The 21,912-nt window shown below is 59.6% G+C and carries 24 protein-coding genes; 7 read left to right on the forward strand and 17 right to left on the reverse strand.

The window, feature by feature from the left end:
• Window positions 1-95: 95 nt before the first annotated feature.
• Genes HFX_RS15775 through HFX_RS15790 form a run of 4 tightly spaced genes read left to right on the forward strand, consistent with a single transcriptional unit; the run spans window position 96 to window position 2,485 of the window.
• A complete protein-coding gene (locus HFX_RS15775; RefSeq protein WP_004056378.1) occupies window positions 96-758 on the forward strand; it encodes an energy-coupling factor ABC transporter permease in 663 nt (220 codons plus the stop codon).
• Complete coding sequence (locus HFX_RS15780) at window positions 755-1,027, forward strand: energy-coupling factor ABC transporter substrate-binding protein (RefSeq protein ID WP_004056377.1); 273 nt, start codon at window positions 755-757, stop codon at window positions 1,025-1,027. Before HFX_RS15775 ends, HFX_RS15780 begins: the two co-directional genes overlap by 4 nt.
• Window positions 1,011-1,775, forward strand: a complete 765-nt coding sequence (gene cbiQ, locus HFX_RS15785) for a cobalt ECF transporter T component CbiQ (protein WP_004056376.1) — start codon at window positions 1,011-1,013, stop codon at window positions 1,773-1,775. The genes HFX_RS15780 and cbiQ overlap by 17 nt, the downstream gene beginning before the upstream one ends.
• A complete protein-coding gene (locus tag HFX_RS15790; protein WP_004056375.1) occupies window positions 1,772-2,485 on the forward strand; it encodes an energy-coupling factor ABC transporter ATP-binding protein in 714 nt (237 codons plus the stop codon). Before cbiQ ends, HFX_RS15790 begins: the two co-directional genes overlap by 4 nt.
• A gap of 81 nt (window positions 2,486-2,566) precedes the next feature.
• On the opposite strand, the gene HFX_RS15795 is transcribed toward HFX_RS15790, so the two are convergent.
• From HFX_RS15795 to bioB, 7 genes are all read right to left on the reverse strand, one after another.
• The gene (locus tag HFX_RS15795) at window positions 2,567-3,016 is read right to left on the reverse strand and encodes a hypothetical protein (RefSeq protein WP_004056374.1); all 450 of its coding nucleotides are present in this window, start codon (window positions 3,014-3,016) and stop codon (window positions 2,567-2,569) included.
• A 122-nt stretch (window positions 3,017-3,138) separates the two neighbouring features.
• Window positions 3,139-3,960, reverse strand: coding sequence for a DUF7847 domain-containing protein (locus HFX_RS15800; protein WP_004056373.1), 822 nt, complete (start codon window positions 3,958-3,960; stop codon window positions 3,139-3,141).
• Window positions 3,961-4,053: 93 nt separating this feature from the next.
• Entirely contained in the window at window positions 4,054-4,437 is a 384-nt protein-coding gene (locus tag HFX_RS15805; RefSeq protein ID WP_004056372.1) for a hypothetical protein, read from the reverse strand.
• Between the two features lie 492 nt (window positions 4,438-4,929).
• Window positions 4,930-5,628, reverse strand: coding sequence for a dethiobiotin synthase (gene bioD / locus HFX_RS15810; protein ID WP_004056371.1), 699 nt, complete (start codon window positions 5,626-5,628; stop codon window positions 4,930-4,932).
• A 10-nt stretch (window positions 5,629-5,638) separates the two neighbouring features.
• Window positions 5,639-6,853 carry an aminotransferase class I/II-fold pyridoxal phosphate-dependent enzyme gene (locus HFX_RS15815; RefSeq protein ID WP_004056370.1) on the reverse strand — a complete coding sequence of 405 codons (1,215 nt, stop codon included), beginning with the start codon at window positions 6,851-6,853 and terminating at the stop codon, window positions 5,639-5,641.
• 4 nt (window positions 6,854-6,857) lie between these two features.
• Window positions 6,858-7,919 (reverse strand): Gfo/Idh/MocA family oxidoreductase, encoded by a 1,062-nt coding sequence (locus HFX_RS15820; RefSeq protein ID WP_004056369.1) that lies wholly within the window; start codon window positions 7,917-7,919, stop codon window positions 6,858-6,860.
• A 1-nt stretch (window position 7,920) separates the two neighbouring features.
• Entirely contained in the window at window positions 7,921-9,036 is a 1,116-nt protein-coding gene (gene bioB / locus HFX_RS15825; RefSeq protein WP_004056368.1) for a biotin synthase BioB, read from the reverse strand.
• A gap of 192 nt (window positions 9,037-9,228) precedes the next feature.
• On the opposite strand from bioB, the gene HFX_RS15830 reads away from it, so the two are divergent.
• Entirely contained in the window at window positions 9,229-9,930 is a 702-nt protein-coding gene (locus HFX_RS15830) for an SDR family oxidoreductase (protein WP_004056367.1), read from the forward strand.
• 167 nt (window positions 9,931-10,097) lie between these two features.
• On the forward strand, window positions 10,098-11,081 hold the full coding sequence (locus HFX_RS15835; RefSeq protein WP_049917383.1) for a hypothetical protein: 984 nt from the start codon (window positions 10,098-10,100) through the stop codon (window positions 11,079-11,081).
• A 154-nt stretch (window positions 11,082-11,235) separates the two neighbouring features.
• Here the strand turns inward: HFX_RS15835 and HFX_RS15840 are convergent, their stop codons facing one another.
• Both HFX_RS15840 and HFX_RS15845 read right to left on the reverse strand, forming a co-directional pair.
• Window positions 11,236-12,054 (reverse strand): ABC transporter permease subunit, encoded by an 819-nt coding sequence (locus HFX_RS15840; RefSeq protein WP_004056365.1) that lies wholly within the window; start codon window positions 12,052-12,054, stop codon window positions 11,236-11,238.
• Window positions 12,051-12,977, reverse strand: coding sequence for an ABC transporter ATP-binding protein (locus HFX_RS15845; RefSeq protein WP_004056364.1), 927 nt, complete (start codon window positions 12,975-12,977; stop codon window positions 12,051-12,053). Before HFX_RS15845 ends, HFX_RS15840 begins: the two co-directional genes overlap by 4 nt.
• A 179-nt stretch (window positions 12,978-13,156) precedes the next feature.
• Between HFX_RS15845 and HFX_RS15850 the strand changes: the two genes are divergently transcribed.
• Window positions 13,157-13,492 carry a hypothetical protein gene (locus tag HFX_RS15850; protein WP_004056363.1) on the forward strand — a complete coding sequence of 112 codons (336 nt, stop codon included), beginning with the start codon at window positions 13,157-13,159 and terminating at the stop codon, window positions 13,490-13,492.
• Window positions 13,493-13,512: 20 nt separating this feature from the next.
• Here the strand turns inward: HFX_RS15850 and HFX_RS15855 are convergent, their stop codons facing one another.
• From HFX_RS15855 to HFX_RS15890, 8 genes are read right to left on the reverse strand one after another with little or no spacing between them, the layout of a single operon-like run.
• The gene (locus HFX_RS15855) at window positions 13,513-14,319 is read right to left on the reverse strand and encodes a DUF7260 family protein (RefSeq protein WP_004056362.1); all 807 of its coding nucleotides are present in this window, start codon (window positions 14,317-14,319) and stop codon (window positions 13,513-13,515) included.
• Window positions 14,320-14,374: 55 nt separating this feature from the next.
• Window positions 14,375-14,986 carry a nitrous oxide reductase accessory protein NosL gene (locus tag HFX_RS15860; protein WP_004056361.1) on the reverse strand — a complete coding sequence of 204 codons (612 nt, stop codon included), beginning with the start codon at window positions 14,984-14,986 and terminating at the stop codon, window positions 14,375-14,377.
• Window positions 14,987-14,990: 4 nt separating this feature from the next.
• Window positions 14,991-15,944 carry an ABC transporter permease gene (locus HFX_RS15865; protein ID WP_004056360.1) on the reverse strand — a complete coding sequence of 318 codons (954 nt, stop codon included), beginning with the start codon at window positions 15,942-15,944 and terminating at the stop codon, window positions 14,991-14,993.
• Window positions 15,941-16,936 (reverse strand): ABC transporter ATP-binding protein, encoded by a 996-nt coding sequence (locus HFX_RS15870; RefSeq protein WP_004056359.1) that lies wholly within the window; start codon window positions 16,934-16,936, stop codon window positions 15,941-15,943. Before HFX_RS15870 ends, HFX_RS15865 begins: the two co-directional genes overlap by 4 nt.
• On the reverse strand, window positions 16,923-18,308 hold the full coding sequence (gene nosD, locus HFX_RS15875; protein ID WP_004056358.1) for a nitrous oxide reductase family maturation protein NosD: 1,386 nt from the start codon (window positions 18,306-18,308) through the stop codon (window positions 16,923-16,925). Before nosD ends, HFX_RS15870 begins: the two co-directional genes overlap by 14 nt.
• 7 nt (window positions 18,309-18,315) lie before the next feature.
• A complete protein-coding gene (locus tag HFX_RS15880; RefSeq protein WP_014732654.1) occupies window positions 18,316-19,074 on the reverse strand; it encodes a hypothetical protein in 759 nt (252 codons plus the stop codon).
• 3 nt (window positions 19,075-19,077) lie between these two features.
• Window positions 19,078-21,090 carry a TAT-dependent nitrous-oxide reductase gene (gene nosZ / locus HFX_RS15885; RefSeq protein WP_004056356.1) on the reverse strand — a complete coding sequence of 671 codons (2,013 nt, stop codon included), beginning with the start codon at window positions 21,088-21,090 and terminating at the stop codon, window positions 19,078-19,080.
• Entirely contained in the window at window positions 21,091-21,612 is a 522-nt protein-coding gene (locus HFX_RS15890; protein ID WP_004056355.1) for a plastocyanin/azurin family copper-binding protein, read from the reverse strand.
• Between the last annotated feature and the right edge of the window lie 300 nt (window positions 21,613-21,912).

Here is a 21,912-nt window from a genome sequence, read left to right on the forward strand (position 1 = left end):
TCGTTGACGGGGTTATTAAACCTGAGTTGCGCTAAGACAACCAAAATTGATTTATGACCTCGTTCTCGTCAACACGAATACGGAGCGATTCACTGATGCACATCATGGAAGGGTTCCTTCCACCGTTTTGGGCAATCGTCTGGACCGTCGTTGCCCTCCCAATCGTCGCGTACGGTGCCAAACGAACCCTCACGGCTGTGAAGACAGACACCAGAACGAAAGCACTCATCGCCATCGGGACGGCGTTCGTCTTCGTCCTCTCGGCACTCAAACTGCCGTCGGTGGTGGGAAGTAGCTCTCATCCGACCGGGACGGGCGTGATGGTCGTCCTGTTCGGTCCAGCAGTGACCGCATTCGCTGCGACTATCGTCCTTCTGTACCAGTCGCTACTTCTCGCTCACGGCGGACTCACGACACTCGGTGCGAACGTCACGGCGATGGGAATCGTCGGCCCGTTCGTCGGTTGGGCCGCATATCGGTTGGTTCGTCCGCACCTCTCGCTCGAACAGGCGACGTTCGTCGCTGCGGTCCTCACTGACTGGGTGACCTATCTCACCACGTCAGTTCAACTTGGGTTGGCGTTCCCCGGCGGAGAGGGGATTGCTGGCGTCGTTTCATCGACTGTCGATTTCGCGGCGGTGTTCGCCATCACACAACTTCCGATTGGAATCTTCGAGGGACTCATCGCGGCGGCGCTCGTCGGCTATCTCGTCCGCGTTGGCTCGATTACGAAAGACCGACTGGGGGTTACAGCATGAAGCGACCGCTCGCAGTCGGCGTCTTGGTCGTCTTTGCTATCATCCTCAGTACGATGGCAGTGGCTGGACTCGGTGCGACAGACGAGCAGGCGGTTGCGACTATCGAAGACAAAGCCCCGGACTACAGTCCGTGGGCGAGTTCCGTCTGGTCGCCACCGGGTGGGTATGGTGAACTGGCGTTGTTCGCCCTCCAAGGCGGTGTTGCGGCCTTCGTCCTGGCGTACTACGTTGAGCGCCTCAGAGACGGGACACATGCACCGGACGCTTGAGCGAATTCAGGCCGATGCGACCCCCCTCGTCGACGGACCTGTAAAAGTGTACTTCGTCCTCCTCTCATTGTTGCTGACTGCGACGAGCGCCCGGTTTTCGTCGTACGTGGCCGCGATTGTCGTCTTCTCGCTCTTGACGGTCCACGCCGTCGGCCGAGCGTACGTCACGTTCCTCCAGTACCCGATTTGGTTCCTGCTGCCCAGTCTCGTCCTGATTGCCCTCGTCACACCTGGTACGACGACAGTCTTCGAGTACTGGATACTCCACATCTCCGAGGAGGGTCTCCTCCTCGCCACGAAGACCGGATTGCGCTCTATAGCATCGCTTTCGGTGCTCTCGTTTTTGGCGCTCACGACGACTGTTCCACAGCTCGTGTCCGCGTTGCGGACGCTGGGACTCCCCGACCCACTTGTCGAGATGCTGCTTTTGGTCTACCGCGGCATTCAGGTGCTCGTCGACGAGTCGATTCGGCTGTACACCGCTGCGAAACTCCGCGGCGGATTCACCTCTAAACGTGCGACGTTCCGGACGACCAAGCACGTCGCTACTTCGTTACTGCTAAGCTCACTCGACAGCGCAGAACAACTCGATTTATCGATGCGTTCGCGTTGCTACGACGGCGTGTTCCCGGTCCGAGACTACGATAGCCGCGGTCACACGTATGCGCTGGGTGCCCTCGCGCTCTTAGTATTCGTCCGGTTTGTGGGTACTCCCTCCGTATTCGCTCAGTTCGGGGGCATACTGTGATTCGGACTGTCGACCTCCAGTTCGGCTACGACGACCGGGCTGTCCTCCGCGGTGTCGACTTCCGCGCCGAGTCGGGCGACGTAACGGTCTTACTCGGCCGAAACGGTGCCGGAAAATCGACGCTCCTCAAGCATTTCAACGGGCTGTTGGAACCCGACGATGGTCGTGTACTGGTCGATGGCGACCCGGTCCGATACGACGACGACAGTCTCACTGACCTCCGGCAGACGGTCGGCTTCGTGTTTCAGGACCCCGATGACCAACTCGTTGCTCCGACAGTCGGACAGGACGTTGCGTTCGGGCCGATTAATCTCGGAAACGACTCGGAGGACACGGTCCAGTGGGCGCTTTCCCGCGTTGGACTCGACGGCTACGAGGACCGCCTCTGTAGTCGCCTGAGCGGCGGCGAGAAAAAGCGGGTCGCACTGGCGGGTGTGCTCGCGATGAAGCCGTCCTACCTCATCCTCGACGAGCCGACCGCCGGTCTCGACGGCGACGGCACTCGGGCGCTCGTCGAGTTGATTCGCGAACTCACGGCCGAAGGAATCTCCTTCGTCGTCTCGACGCACTACCCCGACTTCGCCGCCGCCGTCGGCGATTCGTTTACCCTTCTGAACGACGGTGAGATTGCCTGTCGAGCGTCGTCGTTCGGCGAGATTCCGGCCCGAGAGTACGGGCTTCGAAACTTCGATTCTGTCGTCGACCCGTAGCTAGCACCGCTCTCGCGCCACGGCTATACCCCCAAATAGGCTTCCGTTCACAACTGCGACTCCGATTGGCTATCCGGCGTGTTATACGAGGGCCGCTTTGATTCGAGAGCCACCGAAGATACCGAGTAGGACGAGCGTTCGACTCAGCAAATAGGTGACTCCATATATGCCACTCGCCACTGGGTCGTAGAAGAAGATGAGACAATACAGTCCCAATATGAGAAGCACGTCGATTGCGCCATATACTATCGAGTTTGCTTTTTCCGCGGGAACGTCCACACGATGGGCGAGGCACAAAGCAACTCCGCCGAACACGATTCCGGGAACGACACCGACGAGAAACGAGACAGTCTTCGACGACGGTGGTGGCCCGAATGTAGGCGGATAAATCACACTCAGAAGGATGAATAGTAACACGAACTGGACGGCGATGAGTATCGTCCGAAAACAACCGATTAGAAGCGGTTTGGTATTGGTGTAGTCGAGTGATTCGACGGTCACTTTCTGTCGGAACGCCGCGAATAATCCCATACGAACGTATCAGAATGAAAATACAAAAACCAATCCATTCGCCGGGCCAATTGGTGGCCACGCTACTCTGGAGAGCGGGACAAAACAACGAATCGGAGTCCGGTACGAGACCGGGTTTCTCGTTAGGCGTTCATGGGCTGACCGCCGCGTCGGCCCGTTCGAATCTCTCGGTAGAACGCGACCGAGAAGACCGTGAGGATACTTCCAAGGACTGCTATTGCGAGCACGACTATCACGAGGTAGCCGCCCATTCCGAGGAGGAGCTCCTGCGTGAGCGGTTGGCTGTCGAGCGTCGGGGAGGGGGCGGGGAGCAACAGAGGTCCGGCGGCACCGATTGCGCCGCCCACTAGGCCGCCTCCGACGGCGGAAATCAACATATACCCGAACGTACTCAGGAGATGTTTCCGGACGAGCGCTGCACTCTGTTTGAGGCTATCGATTGCGCTGGCATCGTTGAGGACGATTTCTTGGGAGTAAAACTGGATGAAGAAGACGAACACGAAATACACGAGACCGATGACGAGACCGATAAGTCCCGCGATAATCAGTCCTGTGTGTTCTCCGACCGCCATTCCGACGCCGACTCCCATGATGACGATGATCCAGAGGACAATCCCGAGTGCCATGTTCACGCCGAAGACGACGAACATGGCTCCGAGTAAGGAGACGTAATTCTGCTTCCCGGCGCTGATAAACGTGCTCAGCGAGGTTGTTCCGCGGAGTGCCTCGTCGGCCATCTTGATGAGGCCGCCGTGGATGAACGGCATCCCGACGAGTATCCCGAGGAAGAACACACCCGATACTGCGAGACCGACGAGCGGGTTTATCTGCTGTGTGACGACTGTCACGGACTGTATGAGTCCGAAGAGTCCGAACAGTGCAACGATGAGTGGGTTCCGCGCGAGCGCGCTCGGCACGGATTGGAGGGCTTTTCCGACTGCCATGGGATAATCGACAGACAGGACTGGGATAAGCTTAGTGGTGTCAGTAGGACACTATTCTCAGTTTGAGCACAAACGTGGAATCTGGCCTCATCGTCACGAGGACTCGACCAGCGATTCTATCTCACCAATCAGCACCGCTGAGAGTGCCCCGAGCGTCGTACTCAAAACAGCCGACTCACTGAGTTCGAAAGCGACGGCGAGACCCGCTGCAATCACGATTATCGTGAAGAGGATACCAGCGGTCGTGCCCGCCGATAACCGCTCGAATCGGTTCCACACCCGCTGTGCGGGGGTCGTATATTTGAGCACGAGGGCGCCGAGCATCGTCGCAGTGAATCCGCCGAGAAACCACTCGTGCTCGAACCCACCGCTGGCGGAGTTCAGTTCGTACAGATTGTATGCGAGCAGTAACACGGTCCAGAACGCATTGCTCGTGACGAAGGACCATCGCGACGAGGTGGTTCGGGGGTTTGCCATCGTGTTCAGAGAATCGGTGTGTCCCGAGGGTAACTATGTCGGTTTAGTAACTAGTATTCGTCCGGTGTACCCCAGTAATTGGCTTATCCCCGACGCCAATATCGGCGCACTCGACCATTTTTAGATACCTCTAATCTAAAATATAGATAGATAGAATTAATAGGTTGGCGAAGACAGAATTGAATGCGTTCCGTCAGTATCGGAACGTTGGTTGCATCGATTTCCAGATGAGTTCCTGCAACACGGGGTGGTCGAGTTCGGACATTGTTTCATCCCCCTGTGTTACTACTTCCGGATGCGACGCAAGCCTGTAGTTCCAACTTCCAATCACGCATCCGGAGTATACCCGTCGAGAGTACCGACAGTCGAGAATATCGGCTATTAGAGCCTCTCTGCGTAGAACAGAAGATAGAGTGTGGGTGTGCAGTCGTGGAGAAGAGTTGGTGTGTAGTCGTGGACTACACTGAAGTTAGCCCTCTATTGTCCCGTGCGTCACTCGATTGGGTCTCGCTCGACTGAAGAGAGAACCTGCTCGACCGGAAGGTGTTCGCAGACGCCCGCCACCGCGTCTTCCGGTTTCGCTATCGAGAGCGGCGGCATCGTGTAGACCGGACATCCGGTCATCTCCTCGAGAACGCGCGGGTTGGTCCGTTCGGCGGCGGTTTCCCCTTCGAATTGGTTGAGGACGATTCCCGAAACAAACACGTCTCGCCGACGCAACGCCTCGACGGAGAGGGCGGTGTGATTCAGCGTTCCGAGACCGGACCGCGCGACAAGAATCGTCGGTACGTCCAACTCCGAAACCAAATCGACTACCTCCTTGCCATCAGCGAGTGGGACTCGAAGTCCGCCGATTCCCTCAATTACGCCCGGCCCATCTCGGTCGAGTGCGGCCGCACACGTCTCGAAAATCGCCGTGTAGTCGATTCGCTCGTCGGCAACGTCGGCCGCAATTTCTGGGGCAAGAGCTGGCTCGAGCCGCGGGCCGCAGGTCGCCGCCGCATCGGTCCCACACGCCGTTGCGACAAACTCGGCGTCGTCGTCCGGTGGATAGCCGGTTTGCGCCGGTTTGACCGCCTGTGCATCGTGGCCGGCGTTGCGAAGCCAGCCGACTAACCCGGCGGTGACGACCGTCTTCCCGACACCGGTATCCGTTCCAACAACCGCGAAATCGTGCGTTATATTCGTCATTGGGTCTGTGTCAGATAAGTTCGAGATTCGTTCCGACTGTTTCGAACGCCGTCAGACAGCGGTCGATATTTGCCTCCGTGTGGGTTGCCATCGGCGCAACCCGGATGCGACTCGTTCCGTCGGGGACGGTCGGCGGCCGAATCACGGGGGCAACGATACCCTGTTCCCGAAGGCGTTCATCGAGTGCGATTGCGTCTGCACGGTCGCCGACCAACACCGGAAGGACCTGTGTTTCCCCCAGAACGCGGTAGCCCATCGATTCGAGGCCGTCTCGGAGCGTCTCGACGTTCTCCCAGAGCGATTTCCGACACTCTCCGTCGCGAGCGATTCGCAAGGCTGCTTTGCTCGCGCCGACGGCAGGTGGTGCCAGTCCGGTCGAAAAGACGAACGACCGGGCTTCGTTGACGAGATACTCGATTAGCGTCTCGGACCCGGCGACGTAGCCGCCTTGACTCGCCAGCGCTTTCGAGAGCGTCCCGATTTGCACGTCGATTCGGTCGCTCAATCCCTCACGCTGGACGAGTCCACCGCCGTTCTCGTACAGGCCCGTTGCGTGGGCTTCGTCGACTAACACCCAAGCGCCGTACCGCTCCGCGAGGTCACAGATGGCCGCGAGGGGCGCGACATCACCGTCCATGCTGAACACCGTATCAGTCGCGATGAGCCACTGCTCGTCGTCAGCCGCGGTCTCCGCACGCGTATGCAGTTCCGTCGCAAGCGACTCCGCATCGCAGTGGTCGTAAACCACTGTTTCGGCATCCGAGAGCCGACAGCCGTCGATGATGCTCGCGTGATTGAGTTCGTCCGAGAAAATCACGTCGGGGTCGAGCGCGGCGATGGTTCCGACGTTCGCCGCGTAGCCCGACGAAAACAGCAACGTTCTGTCGGTGTGCTTGATAGCCGCGAGGTCGCCTTCGAGTTCCCGATGGAGCTCGGTATCTCCGGTGATGAGTCTACTCGCACCCGACCCGGTTCCGACGGCGTGGGCGGCCGAGGCCGCCGCCTGCTGAACCCGGGAATCGGTCGCTAACCCGAGGTAGTTGTTCGCCGCGAAGACGAGTTGCGATTCGCCGCCAATCCGGGTTCGGGCGCTCACGTCGGCGGCAGGCTCAAGTTCTCGCCGAAGACCGTGACGTTGTCGGGCCTCCAGTCTGCTTTCGAGGTCGAACCCGCGGTCTGGTTGCGGGGGAGAGCCCGACTGCGACTCCGTTGTGTCGGGGTCCATCGCTTCAGAACCCGGGCATCAGTTCTGCCGGACCGAACACGCCGTAGTCGCCGGCGCGGTTTCGTCGGACGGCGGATTTCAGGTAGCCCAGCGCAGGACCGTTGACGTTCGCGGCCATACTCGTCGCATCGTCGAGTTGGAAGGTGTTCGTCCCGCGTTTGCCATCGAAGGTTCGGCCGGTTACGCGAACCGTCGTCGTCGTCGGCTTTTCGTCCTTCCGAATGTCGAGAATGCCACCGACAGTCACGTCTTCGGCATCACAGATGCCTGCTCGTTCGAGAAGTACGTCGTCGGCGTGTTCCATGTCGTTGAATTCGAGGACGCCGTCGTGTTCCTCGATGACCGCCTCGATTTCCGATTCGTCCATCTCACGGGCGGTTTCGATGTCGTAGCCGTCGAGGTGGGCGATATCCTCGCGGACGGTGCCACGGTTATCTTCGTAGCCGGATTTGAGACCGACACCCCACCAGATTTCGACTTCCTCGACTTCGACGAATGACTGGGCAGCGAGCGCCGCTGCACCGGTGAGCAGTCCGGGAGTCGCTCCGGCACCGCAGACGAACGTGATACCCGATTCGACGAGCGTCTCCTCGCGGTCGTCGAGCATGCCGATGACGCGAGAGCGTTTCAGCACGTCGATGAGGACGCCTTCGAATTCAGCTTCCGCGAAGCGCTCTGCGATGCGCGGAATGAAGTCGTGTTCGAGGTTCGGCAGCGCGAGTAACACCGCATCGATTTCGTCGCTTTCCGCGATAATTTCGTCAATCGGTGTCTCGGTCGATGTTCCTTGCGCCGAGGCGACGATGCCAGCCCCGTCGCCGTGCTGTTTGACGGCCGCTCCGCCGTCTGTCACGCGCTTGTCTTCGGTATCGCCGGTCCCGTCGCCAGCGATGTTCCCCTCGGTCGCATCGAGGATTTCTTCGACGTCCAGACCGTCGTGGTTGACCGCAACACCGTGTCGGTCGCAGGCCGCAACCGGCGTCAACCCGTCCTTGTAGGTACTGACTTCGAGCGTTCGCCGACCGATACCGCCTGTTCCGAGTACTGCAAAGTTGATTTCGTCCATCTTAATCCTCTGTCACGTTTACGTTGGTTACTGCTGTCCCGGCGGCTGTTTCGACCGCCGAGTCGCTATCTGTACATCCGTCTTTGACCGTCTCCGGATCGAACTCGTTGGCCTCCATGTTTGGTTCGAGACCTGCGCGCTCGATGATTTCGAGGTCGTCCCCCGGCGACTGGCCTTCCGTGGTGAGGTAGTCGCCGGTGAGTATCCCGTCGGCCCCGGCTTCGAACGGGAGATGTTGCTCGTCCGGACTGAGGTTCACTTCGCGACCGCCAGTCAGTCGGACGCGGGCTTCTGGGTGGAGCATTCGGTAGACTGCGATGGTCTTGATAATCTCCTCAGTCGTGATTTCGGCCGACCCGTCGTCGCCGAGGGGCGTTCCAGCCACGGGATTCAAAATGTTGACTGGAAGCGAGGAGATGCCGATATCACGCAGGGCGAGTGCCGCGTCCACTCTGTCAGTGGGTGACTCGCCCATCCCGAGGATAACCCCGGCACAGAGGTCCATCCCGACCGACTTTGCGCGTTCGAGCGTCTTTACTCGGTCTTCGAACGAGTGCGTCGAGACGACTTCGGGGAAGTACCGAGGCGACGTTTCGATGTTGTGATTGTAATGGTTGATGCCCTCTGCGGCGAGAATCTCGGCTTCTTCCTGGGTGAGGATACCGAGGCTCGCGTCCACTTCAATGTCCGTCTCGTCGCGGACGAGCCGAATCGCCTGAATCACCTCATCCCACTCATCAGGGCGTCTTTCCTTACTGACGCCCTTCTCGGCGACGACGATACCGAACCGCTGTGCGCCGTCGCGCTCGGCACGCTTCGCCGCGGCGAGGACTTCTTCGGGGCCAAGAAATCCGTAGGTTTCGATGCCGGTGTCGAAATGAACCGACTGCGCACAGAATCCGCAGTCTTCGGCACAGTTGCCGGCTTTGGCGTTGACGATACTACACGCGTCGACGGTGTCGTCACCGAAGTGCGACCGAACGACGTCAGCGGCTGGCGCAAGGTCTTCTACGGGTTGCGCCATCAGCGCTAACGCGTCCGTCCGGTCGAGTTGACCGCCGTCGAGTAGCGTCGTGACCGCGTCGTCGACTGTTCGATTACCTGTCTCGTAAACCACGTATCGAATCGCGGTTTACGAAATAGTAATTCTTTCGGGAGGGTCCCTCTCTGGGCAAACAATACCCGTCGATGAAGTTTTTTCACTGGCCAGTGCTGCGGCATATCCAACCACGAGGGGGCACTCGTCCGAGACTGTAGTCATGTTCCTCAACCTAGATGTTTATCTGACATCTTTCTCTACAGAGTAACTATGGATTTGACTGATACGGTCGCGGTCGTGACCGGTGCATCCTCGGGAATCGGCGAGGCGACGGCTAAAGCACTGGCCCGCGAGGGTTGTTCTGTTGTGCTGGTGGCCCGCCGTGAGGACCGACTGGAGAGGATCGCCGACGAGATCGAGAGTGACAGAACACTCGTCATTCCGACGGATGTCACCGACGAGGACGAAGTTACGGCGATGGTCGAAGAAACGCGGGAGGTATTCGGCTGTCTCGATATCCTCGTGAACAACGCCGGTGTACTCCGTGTTGACCCGGTTGCCGAGGCTGATATGGCTGACTTCCGAGAGCAGGTCGAGGTCAACCTACTCGGGGCGATGAACACAACTCACGCTGCGTTACCAGTCATGCTCGAATCAGAGCATGCTGATATCGTCACCGTCTCTTCGGTGAATGCCCGGCATCCCGCTAAAGAGGGGAGCGCGTACACGGCGACGAAATATGGTGTCAACGGGTTCTGTCGATCCCTCCGGAAGGAGATGGCCGACGAGCAAGTCCGCGTGACGATTGTCATGCCGGGACCAGTCGACTCCGAGATGCGAGACTGGGAGAACTGGGAGGGTCGGGCGCTAGAACCCACTGATGTTGCGGAGTCGATTGCGTTCGCCGTCTCTCGGCCTGAACACGTGGAAATCCCCGAGATAACTGTTAGTACGACCGACAAGCTCAGGTAGTCGGTGTTTGGTGTGATTGGAACACATGATGTTTAGTAACATTTGACGGCAGAAAATCAACAATTTGACGACAGCCAATCAACAGACGTGACGGTATACCAATCACTACCATCTAGTCAGTCCTCAGGCAAAAAATAGATAACTGACTGACTCTTTCTGGTACTCATATGAAGATTGATGTGGTGGATGCGCTCCATCAGCCGGAATACACCGGCGAAAACAGGTGTGAGCCATGTACGTTGTTGAATCTGATTATCGCAGCGATACTCGGCTCCGTCGTCGCGCGGAAATCGAAACTCGGCGGCGTCATTGCCGTCGGAATCTCGATTGGACTCATCTATCTCCGCGGCTACCTCGTCCCCGGAACGCCGACGTTGACGAAGCGGTACCTCCCGCCGGAAGTCCTCCGGTGGTTCGGAAAGGACCCGGAACCAGCGCTTGCATCCGGACTTGGCGGCGGCAAGACGACTGCTCCCGCTTCGGGCAACTCGTCGCAGTCGGACGCCAAGGACACGTCGTCGACAACCACTGAGTCGGCAGCAACCGACAACGGGTCACCTGCTGACAGCGAAGACGCGACCAACGGTGAGGCCGACGCTCCCGAGCACGAACAGGTCGCCTCGGGAGACGACCTTGAGACGTTCTTTATGAACCACGACATCCTCGAACCCTGTGCGGACGCAGACGACCTCTGTTTGACCGACGACTTCGAGACGGCGTGGGCGGAGGCGACTGACCCGCTTGTCGATTCGGAGATTACAGCCGAAACGGTCGCTGACGCCTTCGGAATCGAGGCTGACGACGACCAGGACCTCGAACTCGTCACCCGCGACGAGGCGCAGATTCTCCAATCCGAGTCGGCGTGGATGGGTCAGTGGCCGTCCCGTGCGGCACTCATCGCGGACGTCGCGGCGAGTAGCGTGCTTCAGTCCCGGGTCCCGGGCTGGGACGACTACGACCCAGAAGAGAAAGGTCCCGTTCTCAACGGCCTTCGGATGTTCCTCGAAACGTGTCCGACCACGGGCGGCGACATCCACATGGGCGAAGAAGTCGTCGAGTCGTGCTGTAGTTCGCACAAGGTCATCGCCGTTACCTGCGAGGATACCGGCGAACGACTCTTCGAACACCAACTTCCCGACGCGGAAGTCTAATCGGTTCGCTGGTTTTCCGTTACTTGCTGGTGTTCTTGGCAGTTGTAACCGTGCCAACTGTATCTCCGTAATTGTCACTCCGTCTGTATTCATCCCTCGTCTGATTCAGTGCCCTATCGGGCAGTCCGAGAGGCAAAAATAGCAGCGACGGCGCTTACGAGAGTTCTGCGCTCTCGAACCGCCAGAGACCGAACGCCAGCGGAAGGACGAGCCAGCAGAGGAGTACCAGCCCGGCGAACCACCATTCCGACCAGACTGTCGTGGGCGTCCCACCGGACCCCATAACCGTCGATGTAAGCGTCGAGAATGCGCTCTTCGGATTGATGGCACTGATGAACCCAACGACCTGTTCTCGCAGGACCTGGGTACCGACGTCGTATCTGGCGAGAACGATGCTCAGCCCGAACGTAAACACGCTCCAAAGCAGATTGAACAGGACGATGAGACCGAACCCGATAGCGACGACGATACTCTCGGAGTTGACGCCCGACGACAGGCCGACGCTCACACTGACGAACGCCGCTCCCAAGACGAGCGCGAGGAGCAGGACCCCGATGTAATGCATCGGTGTCATCGACCCACCGAGAGCGACTATCGTGATGCCACCGGCGAGGGCGCCGATGACCGTTGCGACGGAGACGATGGCTGTTCGGCCGATGAATTTCCCCAGCACGACATCCGAGCGCGTGTGCGGCAGCGACAACAGGAGTTTGATACTCCCGGTCGACCGTTCACCGACGACAGACCGATAGCCGATGAACATTCCGATGACGGGAAGCAGAAACCCAATCGGTGAAACTATCGCGGCCGTGAACGCGGCTTCTCCCAATTGGCCGCCAACGAACGTTCCGACTTTCGTAAAGAGTGCCGACATTCCGGTGAAGAAGATGACGAATGCAGCGACGAGACCGAGCAGTCGCCACGACCGGATTGCATCCTGCACGTCCTTTTTTGCGACTGTGATGACGCTCATTCTGCCGCCACCTCCCCGCTCGTGTACGTGCTAAACAGGTCTTCGAGCGACTCTTCGTCCGTCTCGAAATCGCGGACCTCGACGCCGGTCGCGTCGATTGCTTCGAGCACGGGAAGCTTCGATTCGGCGTTGAGTTGCACCATGAGTTTGTTGTCTCCGGTCTTGACGTTCGTGACGCCGTCGACGGACTGCGCCGCCGCAACGCTCTCGTCAGTGAGTGATGACACGGTTACGGTCAGCACCGACTCGGCGTCGACCTGCTGTTGCAGGTCGTCAATCGAGTTCTCGGCCACGAGTCTGCCATCCCGGAGGATGCCAACGCGGTCGCAGATTGCTTCGACCTGTTCGAGGATGTGACTCGAAAAGAAAACCGTCGCCCCGCGGCGGTTCTCTTCGAGAATTATTTCGCGCATCTCCATCGCGCCGTTCGGGTCGAGTCCGGTGGACGGTTCGTCGAGGATAATCAACTCGGGACTCCCGACGAGCGCCATCGCAAGGACGAGTCGCTGTGTCATCCCTTTGGAGTAGCCACCGGCTTTCCTGTCTGCCGCGTCGAGAATCCCGACCCGTTCGAGGAGTTCCTCGGCGTCATCGTCGGCGTTCTTCGATTCGATTGCGAACTCGAGATGCTGTCTCCCGGTCAGGCGTTCGTAGGGCCGAAACGCATCGGGAAGGACGCCGATGCGCTCTCGGATTGTCGCCGACTCGGCTTGGGCGTCGTGCCCGAGAACTGTGACGTCCCCGGATGTCGGTGGCAGGAAATCAAGGAGGATGTTAATCGCAGTGGACTTCCCAGCGCCATTCGGGCCGAGGAAGCCGTATATCTCCCCCTCTTGGACCGTAAGGTCGAGTCCTTCGAGGGCAGTGACGGAACCAAACTCCTTGGTAACGCCACTGAATCGTATCGCGGGGGTGTTCGACATGCTGACTCAGTCTCTGTCCCGGTACCATATAGTGGGTATTCGCGTTTTTCTGGGTCAGAAAATTACCGAATGTGGTTGTTGATTATAAATCATCATTCTCGTGTCGACAATTAGTGTGGCTCCTTCGCACATTCATATCATATGAATAGTATTTTCCTCGTCCTCCCTATTTATCGAATATGCACGGTGTCTTCCGGTACAGCATCGGTCTTACTCTGAGTTTCCTTCTTACGGTAACCATCTACCACTACTTCGACGATGCGTATCTCATGGTTTATTTCTCGATTTTTCTCGTCTATACGTTCTCCATTGCACTCGTTCTCGTCGACCCGCGTTACGTTGCCAACCCGAGTGACAGAAAACACCGAAGGCTCGGCGGTATCGGGGGCGGCGTCGGAGCGTTTACCTTTTCGTCGCTGCTACAGGTCTCGATTCCACTCGGCGTGTTAGGGTGGGGAATGCTAGTATTCGGCATCGTTTACGGCGTCCTGTCCGCGCGTGGTGACGAAGGATGAGTAGAAGTCCGACGCCCGACTCAGACGCGCCGAGTGAGCTGGTCTCTGATCTCACGTTGCCGGTCGGCGTATTCTGTATCTAACTCGACTACCGTCGCCAAGACCGGATAATTCGTCTGGAAGTCGCCGTACAGATACTCGGCGAGGCTGTCGTGGGAAACTCGCGCTTGTGCATTACTGGCCGCCGTTCCGTGTACGTCCCGCTGTCGCCTCTGACTCATTCGCTCGCACTTTTTCCGTGCCAGCGCTACTTCCTCGTAGTACGACCGCAGTTCGTCGAACGACCAGTATAGCAACCAAGCCTCCTTGTCGGGGTCTTCGTCGTCTACGAGCGCTTTCATGTCCGCGAGCGCAGTTTCAACCGACTCTCGTTCGGCCGCTAGCGCTTGCTCCATCGATTGCAGCTCTGCCCGCCGCGCCGTCGCCGACGCGATAACCGCGTTTCGCAACTCCGATGAGTACGTCGTCCCGCTGTTCGGTGCCAGTGCGATGGCGATTTCGGCTCCGAGTTCTTCCCGGATGGTCGTGAGCAGTGGCTCGTTCGCCTCGACATCGACGACGCTGTGCGGTCGCACCGTCTCTTCGAACGCGGTACGAATCTGCCGACAGCAGTCGGCGTGTGCCCCCGCCTGAAACGGTCGGTTCGTCACCGCGGCCGTCTGCCCCGTCGTCGCTTGCGGCGCGCTTACAGCCTGCCTCTCCGAGTGCGCCGGGAAGTTGCGAACGCTGGCTCGGAACTCGTCGACTGCCTTGGATTTCTGTACGATGTGTTCCAATTCGCACGAGATTCGGTCCAGCGCATCGTAGAGACGCTGAAATCGGTTCATCCGAAGCACCTCGGTCGTCCGTGTCCGAGACCGGAATCACCGGGAGCGAACGACGTTAGGTCCGGTCGAGATACGCTGTGAGCCACTCGCGTGTCACCTCGTCGAAGCCCATCGTCGAACCGCCGTGTGTGGATGCAAACGTGTCCGCGTCGTCGGCCGACGAAAACGGTAGTAGTTCTTTTCCCATTCCGCCGTGGATACCGCTTTCGACGACGTAGGTCATCTCGGACGCGTCGCCGAACGTGTCGGCATCGGTGTGCGTCGAAATGTACGTCTCTCCGTCCTCCTCGGTGAGTTCGTATTCGACGGCCGAGTAGTCGGTCACGTAGATGACGGTGGCCCTCCACCCTCGTCGCTCGTGGTCGAAGTAGTAGGGAAACAGCCCCATACTGAGCGTGTGGAACCACGCCGGGTTGTCGTGGCCGTCCGGCGAGTGGTCGCGGTAGAACACCTGCCCATTCGGACCGAAATGTTCGCCGATGACCATCCCACCGCTGTCGTCTTGCTTGCCGCCGGAGAGGTCGATTGGCTCTGGGACTGGTTCGTCGGCCGTCTTGTTTCCGCCGAGACAGCCGGTTATCCCGACAAGAGCGCCTGCCCCGATTGCGCCGAGAAGTCCCCGTCGAGTCCGTTTGCTTTGCGTATCCTTGTTGTTATTCTGATTCATATCTTCATAGACTCCGTCGCCGAATCAGTCGAGTAGCGATTCCAACGGGGGTGACAATCCACGCCAGCGCACCGACGATGAGAACCGACGTCGAGAGGTCGGTTTGGGCGACAACTGCAGTCATCCCGCTTCCGGCCGAGTTGATGCCGGAGAGAACGAACACGCGGAAGATGTCGATAGGATTTGCGAGTACGAGTCCCGACAGCGCCACGCTCGGCAGGTCGAATGCGGTGATGAGACCGAGCGCGGCGAGGTCGTACCCGAAGACCAACCAGACCCACACGAGGAGTGCGATTCCGAGTGCATGGGTCTTCTCGGACGCGACCGTCGAGACGAGGACGCTGACCGCGAGGAACGCGAGACCCAGACAGACGGTTCCGAACAGGACGTTCGCGTACAACGCCCACGGGACCGTATTCGAACGGAGGAACAGCGCGATACCCCCGAGACCGAATCCGACGCTCGTCGCCGCCGCGAGCGAGGCCGCACGTCCGAGGAAGGTACCGAAGACGACACGAGACCGCGAAACCGGGAGCGCGAACACCATATCGAGCCAGCCCGTCTCTTCGGCACCGACAATCGCGTCGAAACCGTAGACCAGCGCCGCAAGCGGGACGAGGTACGTCGAAAGCGACGCGAGACTGACGATGACCGCGTCGATGCGCATCGGCCCGGGTCCGGTTCCACCAAACCCGACGACGAGAAGCGAGAGCAGTCCGAACAGTGCAGTCAGCGCGAGCGTCCACCGACTCCGAAGCGAGAGACGGTATTCGAGCGCGGCAATCGCACGAATCTGTCCGTTACTACCGAGCACAGTCGAACGTGCTGTGTTTGGTGCATTCTCGTGTCCCATCGTTACGCCTCCGTCGGTTTCCGTCGCCGTTGGCGGCCGCTTGTCGCCCGTCGTCGGCGAATCCCGTTCGTTTGCTGTCGGTGGTTTTTGGTCGTCTCTCGTCATGCGTGCTCACCGGCCAGTTCGCGCGGTTGTTCGGCACCGGTGTCTTCTTGGTCCGAATCCGGACCCTCTTCGGATTCCCGAAGCGTCTGTTCGAAGACGCGCTCGAGACCGGGTTCACGGACATCGTATCCGTCAATGGGGACCGCCTCGGTGAGATCCGACAGTAGCGCCGGAATCTCGTCCGGATAGCAGTCGATAACGACCCCGTGGCCGTCGTAGTCCGTCGACTGGACTGTCCCACCACGGGCCGAAACGACTGACTGAATGTCGTCGATTGATGCCCCGTCGCCGAGTCGAATCCGAACGCGAGCCTCGTCTGTCACCTGCCGCCGCAGTTCGTCTATCGTCCCGGATGCGCGGAGTTGCCCGTCGTGCAGGATGGCGACTCGCTCGCAGAGCGACTCGATTTCCGAGAGTACGTGCGACGAGACGACGACCGTGAGGTCTGGTTTGGCGTCGAGACGTTCGATAACGCGGTGGAACGCGGCAACGCCTCGTGGGTCGAGTCCGGCCGTTGGTTCGTCCAGCAGCAGGATACGAGGCTGTGAGAGGAGTGCTGCAGCCAATCCGAGCCGCCGGGTCATCCCGTTCGAGTAGCCGCCGACGCGGCGGTCGGCGGCATCCGAGAGTCCGACGACGTCGAGCACGGTCTCGATTCGATTCTCCGCCTCGGGGAGATTGTGCATCCGCGCGTGGAACGAGAGAATCTCTCGCCCGGTGAGCGACGCGGGGAACCCCGCGTGCTCGGGGAGGTACCCGACGATGCTCCGAAGCTCTGGGCCGGCAGTCGAGACGTCGGTGCCCGCGACCGAGACGGTCCCGTCGTCCGGTCGGATGTGACCGACCAGTAGTTTGAACAGCGTCGACTTTCCGGCCCCGTTCGTCCCGAGGAGACCGAAGGTCGTCCCCGATTCGACGGCGAGCGAAAGCCCGTCGAGTGCCGTAACGCCGCTATACTCCTTTCTCACACCGGTGACCTCAATCGCGTACATAATATCGTCTCCAACGTTCGTGTGGTGGCTCCGAGAGCGGGTGGTGGTCGACGATTCCGGGAACGTCGATAACCGGGAATGAGCTCTCGGCCAGTCTGAGCGCGTCGAACGCCGGACTCGACGCGAATACAGCAGCCTGCGGGTGGTCGTAGAGTAGCTGTTCGACGAGTCCAGCGGGGCGGTGCCGGACATCGTTGACGCCGTCGGCATCGACATCCGAATCTCGCGCATCCGACCAGTAGTTCCCGCGTGTGCTCCCGTTCCACGCCATGCGCTCGCCGACGAGTGCCCGGACCGACTCGTCGTTGTTGATGAAACCATTCTCCGAGACGTTCGGGCTCGAACTTCCCGCGGTGAAGTACGCGCCGACCCGGTTTTCGAGGACGAGATTGTTAGTCAGCGTGTTGTTGACCGAATTGAACACGTACAGGCCGTTTCCGTTGCCGACGACCTCGTTCCCGTCGACCACCGAGTGGTCGATGCGCTTCAGGAGGATACCGTGACCGCTCGTCCCGGTGTTGTTCACTGCGACGTTACGGATGACTCGGATGCGCTCTGAGAGCATCACGGCGTAGCCGGCGTCGTTGTCGAAGGCGACGTTGTCCACGAGGACGCAGTCGTCCGAGTACATGTAGTGGACGCCGTATCGAAGGTTCCACATCGTGTTGTTCCGCGCGGTCACGCCCGACGCCCACGAGTAGTAGATGCCGTCTCGCGTGTCGGTGATGCGGTTGTCGACGAGCGTCGCGTCGTCGGTCTTCCACACTTGAATGCCGTTTCCGCGATACGAACGCGGTTCGACCGACTCGCGTCCGACGATGGTGTTGTTCTCGATGTGAGCACCGGAGACGCCGTCGAGCCAGATGCCGAAGGTTGCTGCGGTGACGCGACTGTCGGCAATCGTCGTGTTCGTCCCGTTGACCCAGATTCCGGCGTCGTTTTCGGACGTGTCGTAGCCGGAGTTGTGGACCCAGACGCGCCGGAGCGTGATGTCGTCTCCGTCGAGCGTGAGCACGTCACCGGTTCCGTTCCCATCGATTCGGGCGACGTATCCGGGTTCGCTGACAAGCGTAACGTTCGCCGTGCTGACGACGACGTGCTCGTCAAATTCGCCCCGGAGCAGGACTCGGTCACCCGACTCCGCCGCATCGACGGCGGCCTGCAGCGACGCGTACGACTCGTCGTCGACGGTTGCACGCCCCGCCTCGGTGGGCGACGTAAACGAATACTCGTCCGGCACCGTCGCATCGAACGCCACGTTCCTGTCTGTCTGCGCGTGAGTCGTGGCCATCCCGACAACGACGCCGACACCGGAAGCGACGAGGATGACACTCGCGACGACCGCAAACAATCGGGTGATGGTGGCGTTCATGGAATTCTCACTGTTGGTCTGTTGGGACGTTCGGTTCTCCGTCCTGCGTTCTTGCCTCGTCGGGTGCCGACGTTCTTCCGCCTGCAATTCGCCGTCGACCCGATGCGACGAGCGTCGAGAGCGTGGCGTCGGTGTCGCGGTAGTAGTACGCCACGAACAGGAGTCCGATGGCGACAATCGTCAGGTACGCACCGGTTCCGAACCGGGAGTAGCTGGTGATGTTCGCAACCTCGTATTTCCCCCACAGCGGCGGGGTGAAGGGGTCGACACCTATCACGGGTGCTTCCGGGTCGAGGCTGTGGCCGGTCTGGTAGAGTCGATACTGGATATCGACCACCATCACGGTGAACACGGTTATCGCCCCGGCGAGTTGGTACCGCAGTCCGCGCTTGAGTTTCTCGACGGTTGGCGCAATGGATACGAACAGCCCCGTCGCGGCGACCACCAGAAACGCGAGCGGCCCGAGCGACCACTCGGGAACGTCGACTGCGGCCGCCTTCGGTTCGTAATTCGGTTGCCAGTACACCGGGTCCGGGTAGTAGAACCCGATATACTTGTTGAGACGGGCCATTTCGACGTAGTCTCCGCGGATGTGCGGATACGCGAACAGGTCGAGGTGAAGTATCTCGTTCGGGTACTGCGCGGCGTGGACCGTAATCGACCACATCGGCAGCAGCAGGGCGCTGACAAATAACAGCGCCGCTAACGCCGGTAGCCCCCGGCGCAACTGGGTAAACTCGTCGAGACTCGGTGGTCGGTAGTTCATCGTCTAGGTTCTCGGTTCGACAATCATCCGCGAGCGCATCTCGAGGTGGAGCGCGCTGCAGAAGTACGTACAGTAGATCCAGTACACACCAGGCTTATCAGCCGTGAACGTGGCTTCGCGGGTGTCCTGCGGCGCGAGTGCGAGGTGCACGTTGTGCTCGGGAATGGCGAGTCCGTGGACGATGTCTTGGCTTCCTTCAATGTTCGTGGCGGTGAGAGTGACCTCGTCGCCTTCTTTGACCGTGAAGTCACGGAGTCCGTACTCACTGCGCTTGACCGACGTGTACACCTCGACGGTTTCCTCGTCGATGCGTTCGACGCGCGAGTTGCTTTCTTTGACGTACTCCTTTTCGCCCTCGTAATCCGCGGCATCCCACGTCTTCGCCGGCTGAATCTTGTCTTTCGCCGCGAAGATTGCGTCGTGCGGTTCGGGGTACACCGGGTGGTCCGAGACGAGTTCCATTCCACCGGTCTCGTCGTCCTTGTCGTTGCCGATGTAGATGAGCTGGTCGTTGTCGGGGTAGATTGGCCCGACCGGGAGGAACCGGTCTTTCGAGAGCTTGTTCAGGACGACGAGCCAGTCGCCGGTCGGCTCGGTCGACATCGCCTGAATCGCCTGAATGTGACCGGGATTGTAGTGCACGTCTATCTTCCCGAGGATGGCGTCTTCGGACTTCTTCGGCGAGTTAATCGCGGTTTCGATGTCCCACTTGACGACCTGCGAGTCGATGAACAGTGACGTGTACGCGTGCCCACGACCGTCGTAGGTGGTGTGAAGCGGGCCGAGACCGAGTTTCGGCTGGCCGACGATGGTATCTTTCGGGTCGGACGCCGTGCCGAGTTTTTCGATGTCGATGATGGACACCGTCGGCGAGAGCTTTCCGGCGACCATCGCGTACTTGCCGTTCGGCTCGACTTCGACACAGTGTGGCGACTTGGGTGTCGGGACGTACCGGACAATCGGGTTGTCGCCCTTGTTGAGTGAGCTTTCTTTCGTCCCATCGACGACCGGAATCCCGTTTACCTTCTTGTAGTTGCCCGCGTCGACCGCCTTCTGAATCGCCGGCACGTCGAACGCCTTGACGAAGTCGCGGTCGTTCTTCGTCATCTCCTCGATTTCGACACCCTCTTCGTCGTTGTAGGCGCTCGAAATCGCCCACCGGCCGTCCTTGTCCGTGTCGAGGATGTCGAGGTTGCCGTCCACTTCGACCTGCCAGAGCACTTCCATCGAGTCGGGGTCGAGGGCGGTAAACAGCGAGACGTATTTGTCTGGGTTGTTGATGTCTCGTCCGTCGTTCGGCAGTGGCGTCCGGAACTCGCTGTTCGCAAAGACGTACTCGGTGTCGGGGCTCTGGATACAGCACCCGTGGACCGACTGAACGTTCGGAATGTTGGTAATCGCGTCCGTCTCGAAGTATTTCAGGTTCACCCGCGCGACCCGGCCGTGAGCCTTGTCGTTCACGAACAGGTACTTCCCGTCGTACTTCCCGTCCGTCTCGGAGAGACTCGGGTGGTGGGAGTCGCCCCACGTGTAGTCGCCCGCGGATTCGAGCATCTCGGTCGTCTGGTTGTCGAACCCGTAGCCCTTCGCTTGTTCCGGGTTGAACACCGGGATTCGGGTGAGTTCGCGCATCGACGGCAGTCCGTAGATTCGAATGTCCCCGGAGTGGCCGCCGGACCAGAAGCCGTAGTATTCGTCGTGTTCACCCGGCGGCACGAAGTGGTCGGGCACGTCGCCGGAGTTCGAATGAGGCGTGGTTGTCCCGCCAGCACCGTCGTTTCCTGCCAGACTGGTGCAGCCAGCAATCGAACCCATGGCACCGACCGCCGCGCCCGCTTTCATGAAGTCGCGCCGACTCAATCCGAGTGTCGGGAGTTCGAGCGAGACATCCGTCTCTTCTCCTGCTGTTTCGTCGACCTTCTCGAGGACCGCGTCGAGTTGTGCTTCGTACTCCGAAAGCGGGTCTTGCTGTGATTCGTTGGATTCGTCGTCCGGCGTGGATGTGTTGTGAGACATTTATACGACCTCGATAGTTCCGACCATCCCGTTCATCTCGTGGGGGATGCAGTAGTACTCGTAGGTGCCTTTCGTCTCGAAGGTGTGTTCGTAGGTTTCACCCGCTTCGAGGTTCCCCTTGTCAGGGTAGGCGTCCTTTGCGGCCTGTTCGGAGTCGAACCCGCCGGTCGCGAAGTACGCTGCACCGTCTGGTATCTTGTCTTCGTATGCGGTGACCGAGTGACCGATTGAACTCGTATTATCGAAGGTCACCGTCGTTCCGACGGGAACCTCGATGGTCTTGGGGTCGAATCCGAGTTCTTCGGTCATGCCGACGGTATCGGTCTGGGTTGCACCGCCGCTTTCGCCCCCACTGCTCGAATCTTCGGTGGTCGTCGTGCCACCGGACCCGCCGTCATTTTCTGTCTCGCCTCCACTGTTCGACGCTTGAGAGGAACACCCTGCAAGTGCGATACTCGTCGCCGCGATACCCGCGGCACCGAGCTTCTGCAGTACGTTCCGTCTGGTATGTTTCCCTGCCATCGTACAGGCTGGGCTAAGATGCTTTGCGGTATATATCGGAGACAGAGTTCCTAACTCCTGAGAGGAAGACGAACATGTTCGGACTGCGAACCAAAACCTCGACCATCACCCCTTACGATACGCCTATTACTGTTTTCTGGGCAGTCACCCGTGGCGGCATCTGTGGTAGCGGTCGGTCTGTTCGGCGTTGATTTCAACTAAACAACAATTATCTCGCCCGGAGAATCGTTCCGAACATCTTCGGCAGAGTACATAGTTCGGTTTCGAGTCACTCCCCCGGTAGAGATGAGATGCCTCGTG

This window comes from Haloferax mediterranei ATCC 33500 (assembly GCF_000306765.2).
Classification (GTDB): domain Archaea; phylum Halobacteriota; class Halobacteria; order Halobacteriales; family Haloferacaceae; genus Haloferax; species Haloferax mediterranei.

What these genes read in the sequence shown, in the direction of transcription:
- HFX_RS15775 (WP_004056378.1), top strand. Translation starts at nt 96, where the DNA reads ATGCACATCATGGAAGGGTTCCTTCCACCGTTTTGGGCAATCGTCTGG.
- HFX_RS15780 (WP_004056377.1), top strand. Translation starts at nt 755, where the DNA reads ATGAAGCGACCGCTCGCAGTCGGCGTCTTGGTCGTCTTTGCTATCATC.
- cbiQ (WP_004056376.1), top strand. Translation starts at nt 1,011, where the DNA reads ATGCACCGGACGCTTGAGCGAATTCAGGCCGATGCGACCCCCCTCGTC.
- HFX_RS15795 (WP_004056374.1), bottom strand. Translation starts at nt 3,016, where the DNA reads ATGGGATTATTCGCGGCGTTCCGACAGAAAGTGACCGTCGAATCACTC.
- HFX_RS15800 (WP_004056373.1), bottom strand. Translation starts at nt 3,960, where the DNA reads ATGGCAGTCGGAAAAGCCCTCCAATCCGTGCCGAGCGCGCTCGCGCGG.
- HFX_RS15805 (WP_004056372.1), bottom strand. Translation starts at nt 4,437, where the DNA reads ATGGCAAACCCCCGAACCACCTCGTCGCGATGGTCCTTCGTCACGAGC.
- bioD (WP_004056371.1), bottom strand. Translation starts at nt 5,628, where the DNA reads ATGACGAATATAACGCACGATTTCGCGGTTGTTGGAACGGATACCGGT.
- HFX_RS15815 (WP_004056370.1), bottom strand. Translation starts at nt 6,853, where the DNA reads ATGGACCCCGACACAACGGAGTCGCAGTCGGGCTCTCCCCCGCAACCA.
- HFX_RS15820 (WP_004056369.1), bottom strand. Translation starts at nt 7,919, where the DNA reads ATGGACGAAATCAACTTTGCAGTACTCGGAACAGGCGGTATCGGTCGG.
- HFX_RS15830 (WP_004056367.1), top strand. Translation starts at nt 9,229, where the DNA reads ATGGATTTGACTGATACGGTCGCGGTCGTGACCGGTGCATCCTCGGGA.
- HFX_RS15835 (WP_049917383.1), top strand. Translation starts at nt 10,098, where the DNA reads ATGAAGATTGATGTGGTGGATGCGCTCCATCAGCCGGAATACACCGGC.
- HFX_RS15840 (WP_004056365.1), bottom strand. Translation starts at nt 12,054, where the DNA reads ATGAGCGTCATCACAGTCGCAAAAAAGGACGTGCAGGATGCAATCCGG.
- HFX_RS15845 (WP_004056364.1), bottom strand. Translation starts at nt 12,977, where the DNA reads ATGTCGAACACCCCCGCGATACGATTCAGTGGCGTTACCAAGGAGTTT.
- HFX_RS15850 (WP_004056363.1), top strand. Translation starts at nt 13,157, where the DNA reads ATGCACGGTGTCTTCCGGTACAGCATCGGTCTTACTCTGAGTTTCCTT.
- HFX_RS15855 (WP_004056362.1), bottom strand. Translation starts at nt 14,319, where the DNA reads ATGAACCGATTTCAGCGTCTCTACGATGCGCTGGACCGAATCTCGTGC.
- HFX_RS15860 (WP_004056361.1), bottom strand. Translation starts at nt 14,986, where the DNA reads ATGAATCAGAATAACAACAAGGATACGCAAAGCAAACGGACTCGACGG.
- HFX_RS15865 (WP_004056360.1), bottom strand. Translation starts at nt 15,944, where the DNA reads ATGACGAGAGACGACCAAAAACCACCGACAGCAAACGAACGGGATTCG.
- HFX_RS15870 (WP_004056359.1), bottom strand. Translation starts at nt 16,936, where the DNA reads ATGTACGCGATTGAGGTCACCGGTGTGAGAAAGGAGTATAGCGGCGTT.
- nosD (WP_004056358.1), bottom strand. Translation starts at nt 18,308, where the DNA reads ATGAACGCCACCATCACCCGATTGTTTGCGGTCGTCGCGAGTGTCATC.
- HFX_RS15880 (WP_014732654.1), bottom strand. Translation starts at nt 19,074, where the DNA reads ATGAACTACCGACCACCGAGTCTCGACGAGTTTACCCAGTTGCGCCGG.
- nosZ (WP_004056356.1), bottom strand. Translation starts at nt 21,090, where the DNA reads ATGTCTCACAACACATCCACGCCGGACGACGAATCCAACGAATCACAG.
- HFX_RS15890 (WP_004056355.1), bottom strand. Translation starts at nt 21,612, where the DNA reads ATGGCAGGGAAACATACCAGACGGAACGTACTGCAGAAGCTCGGTGCC.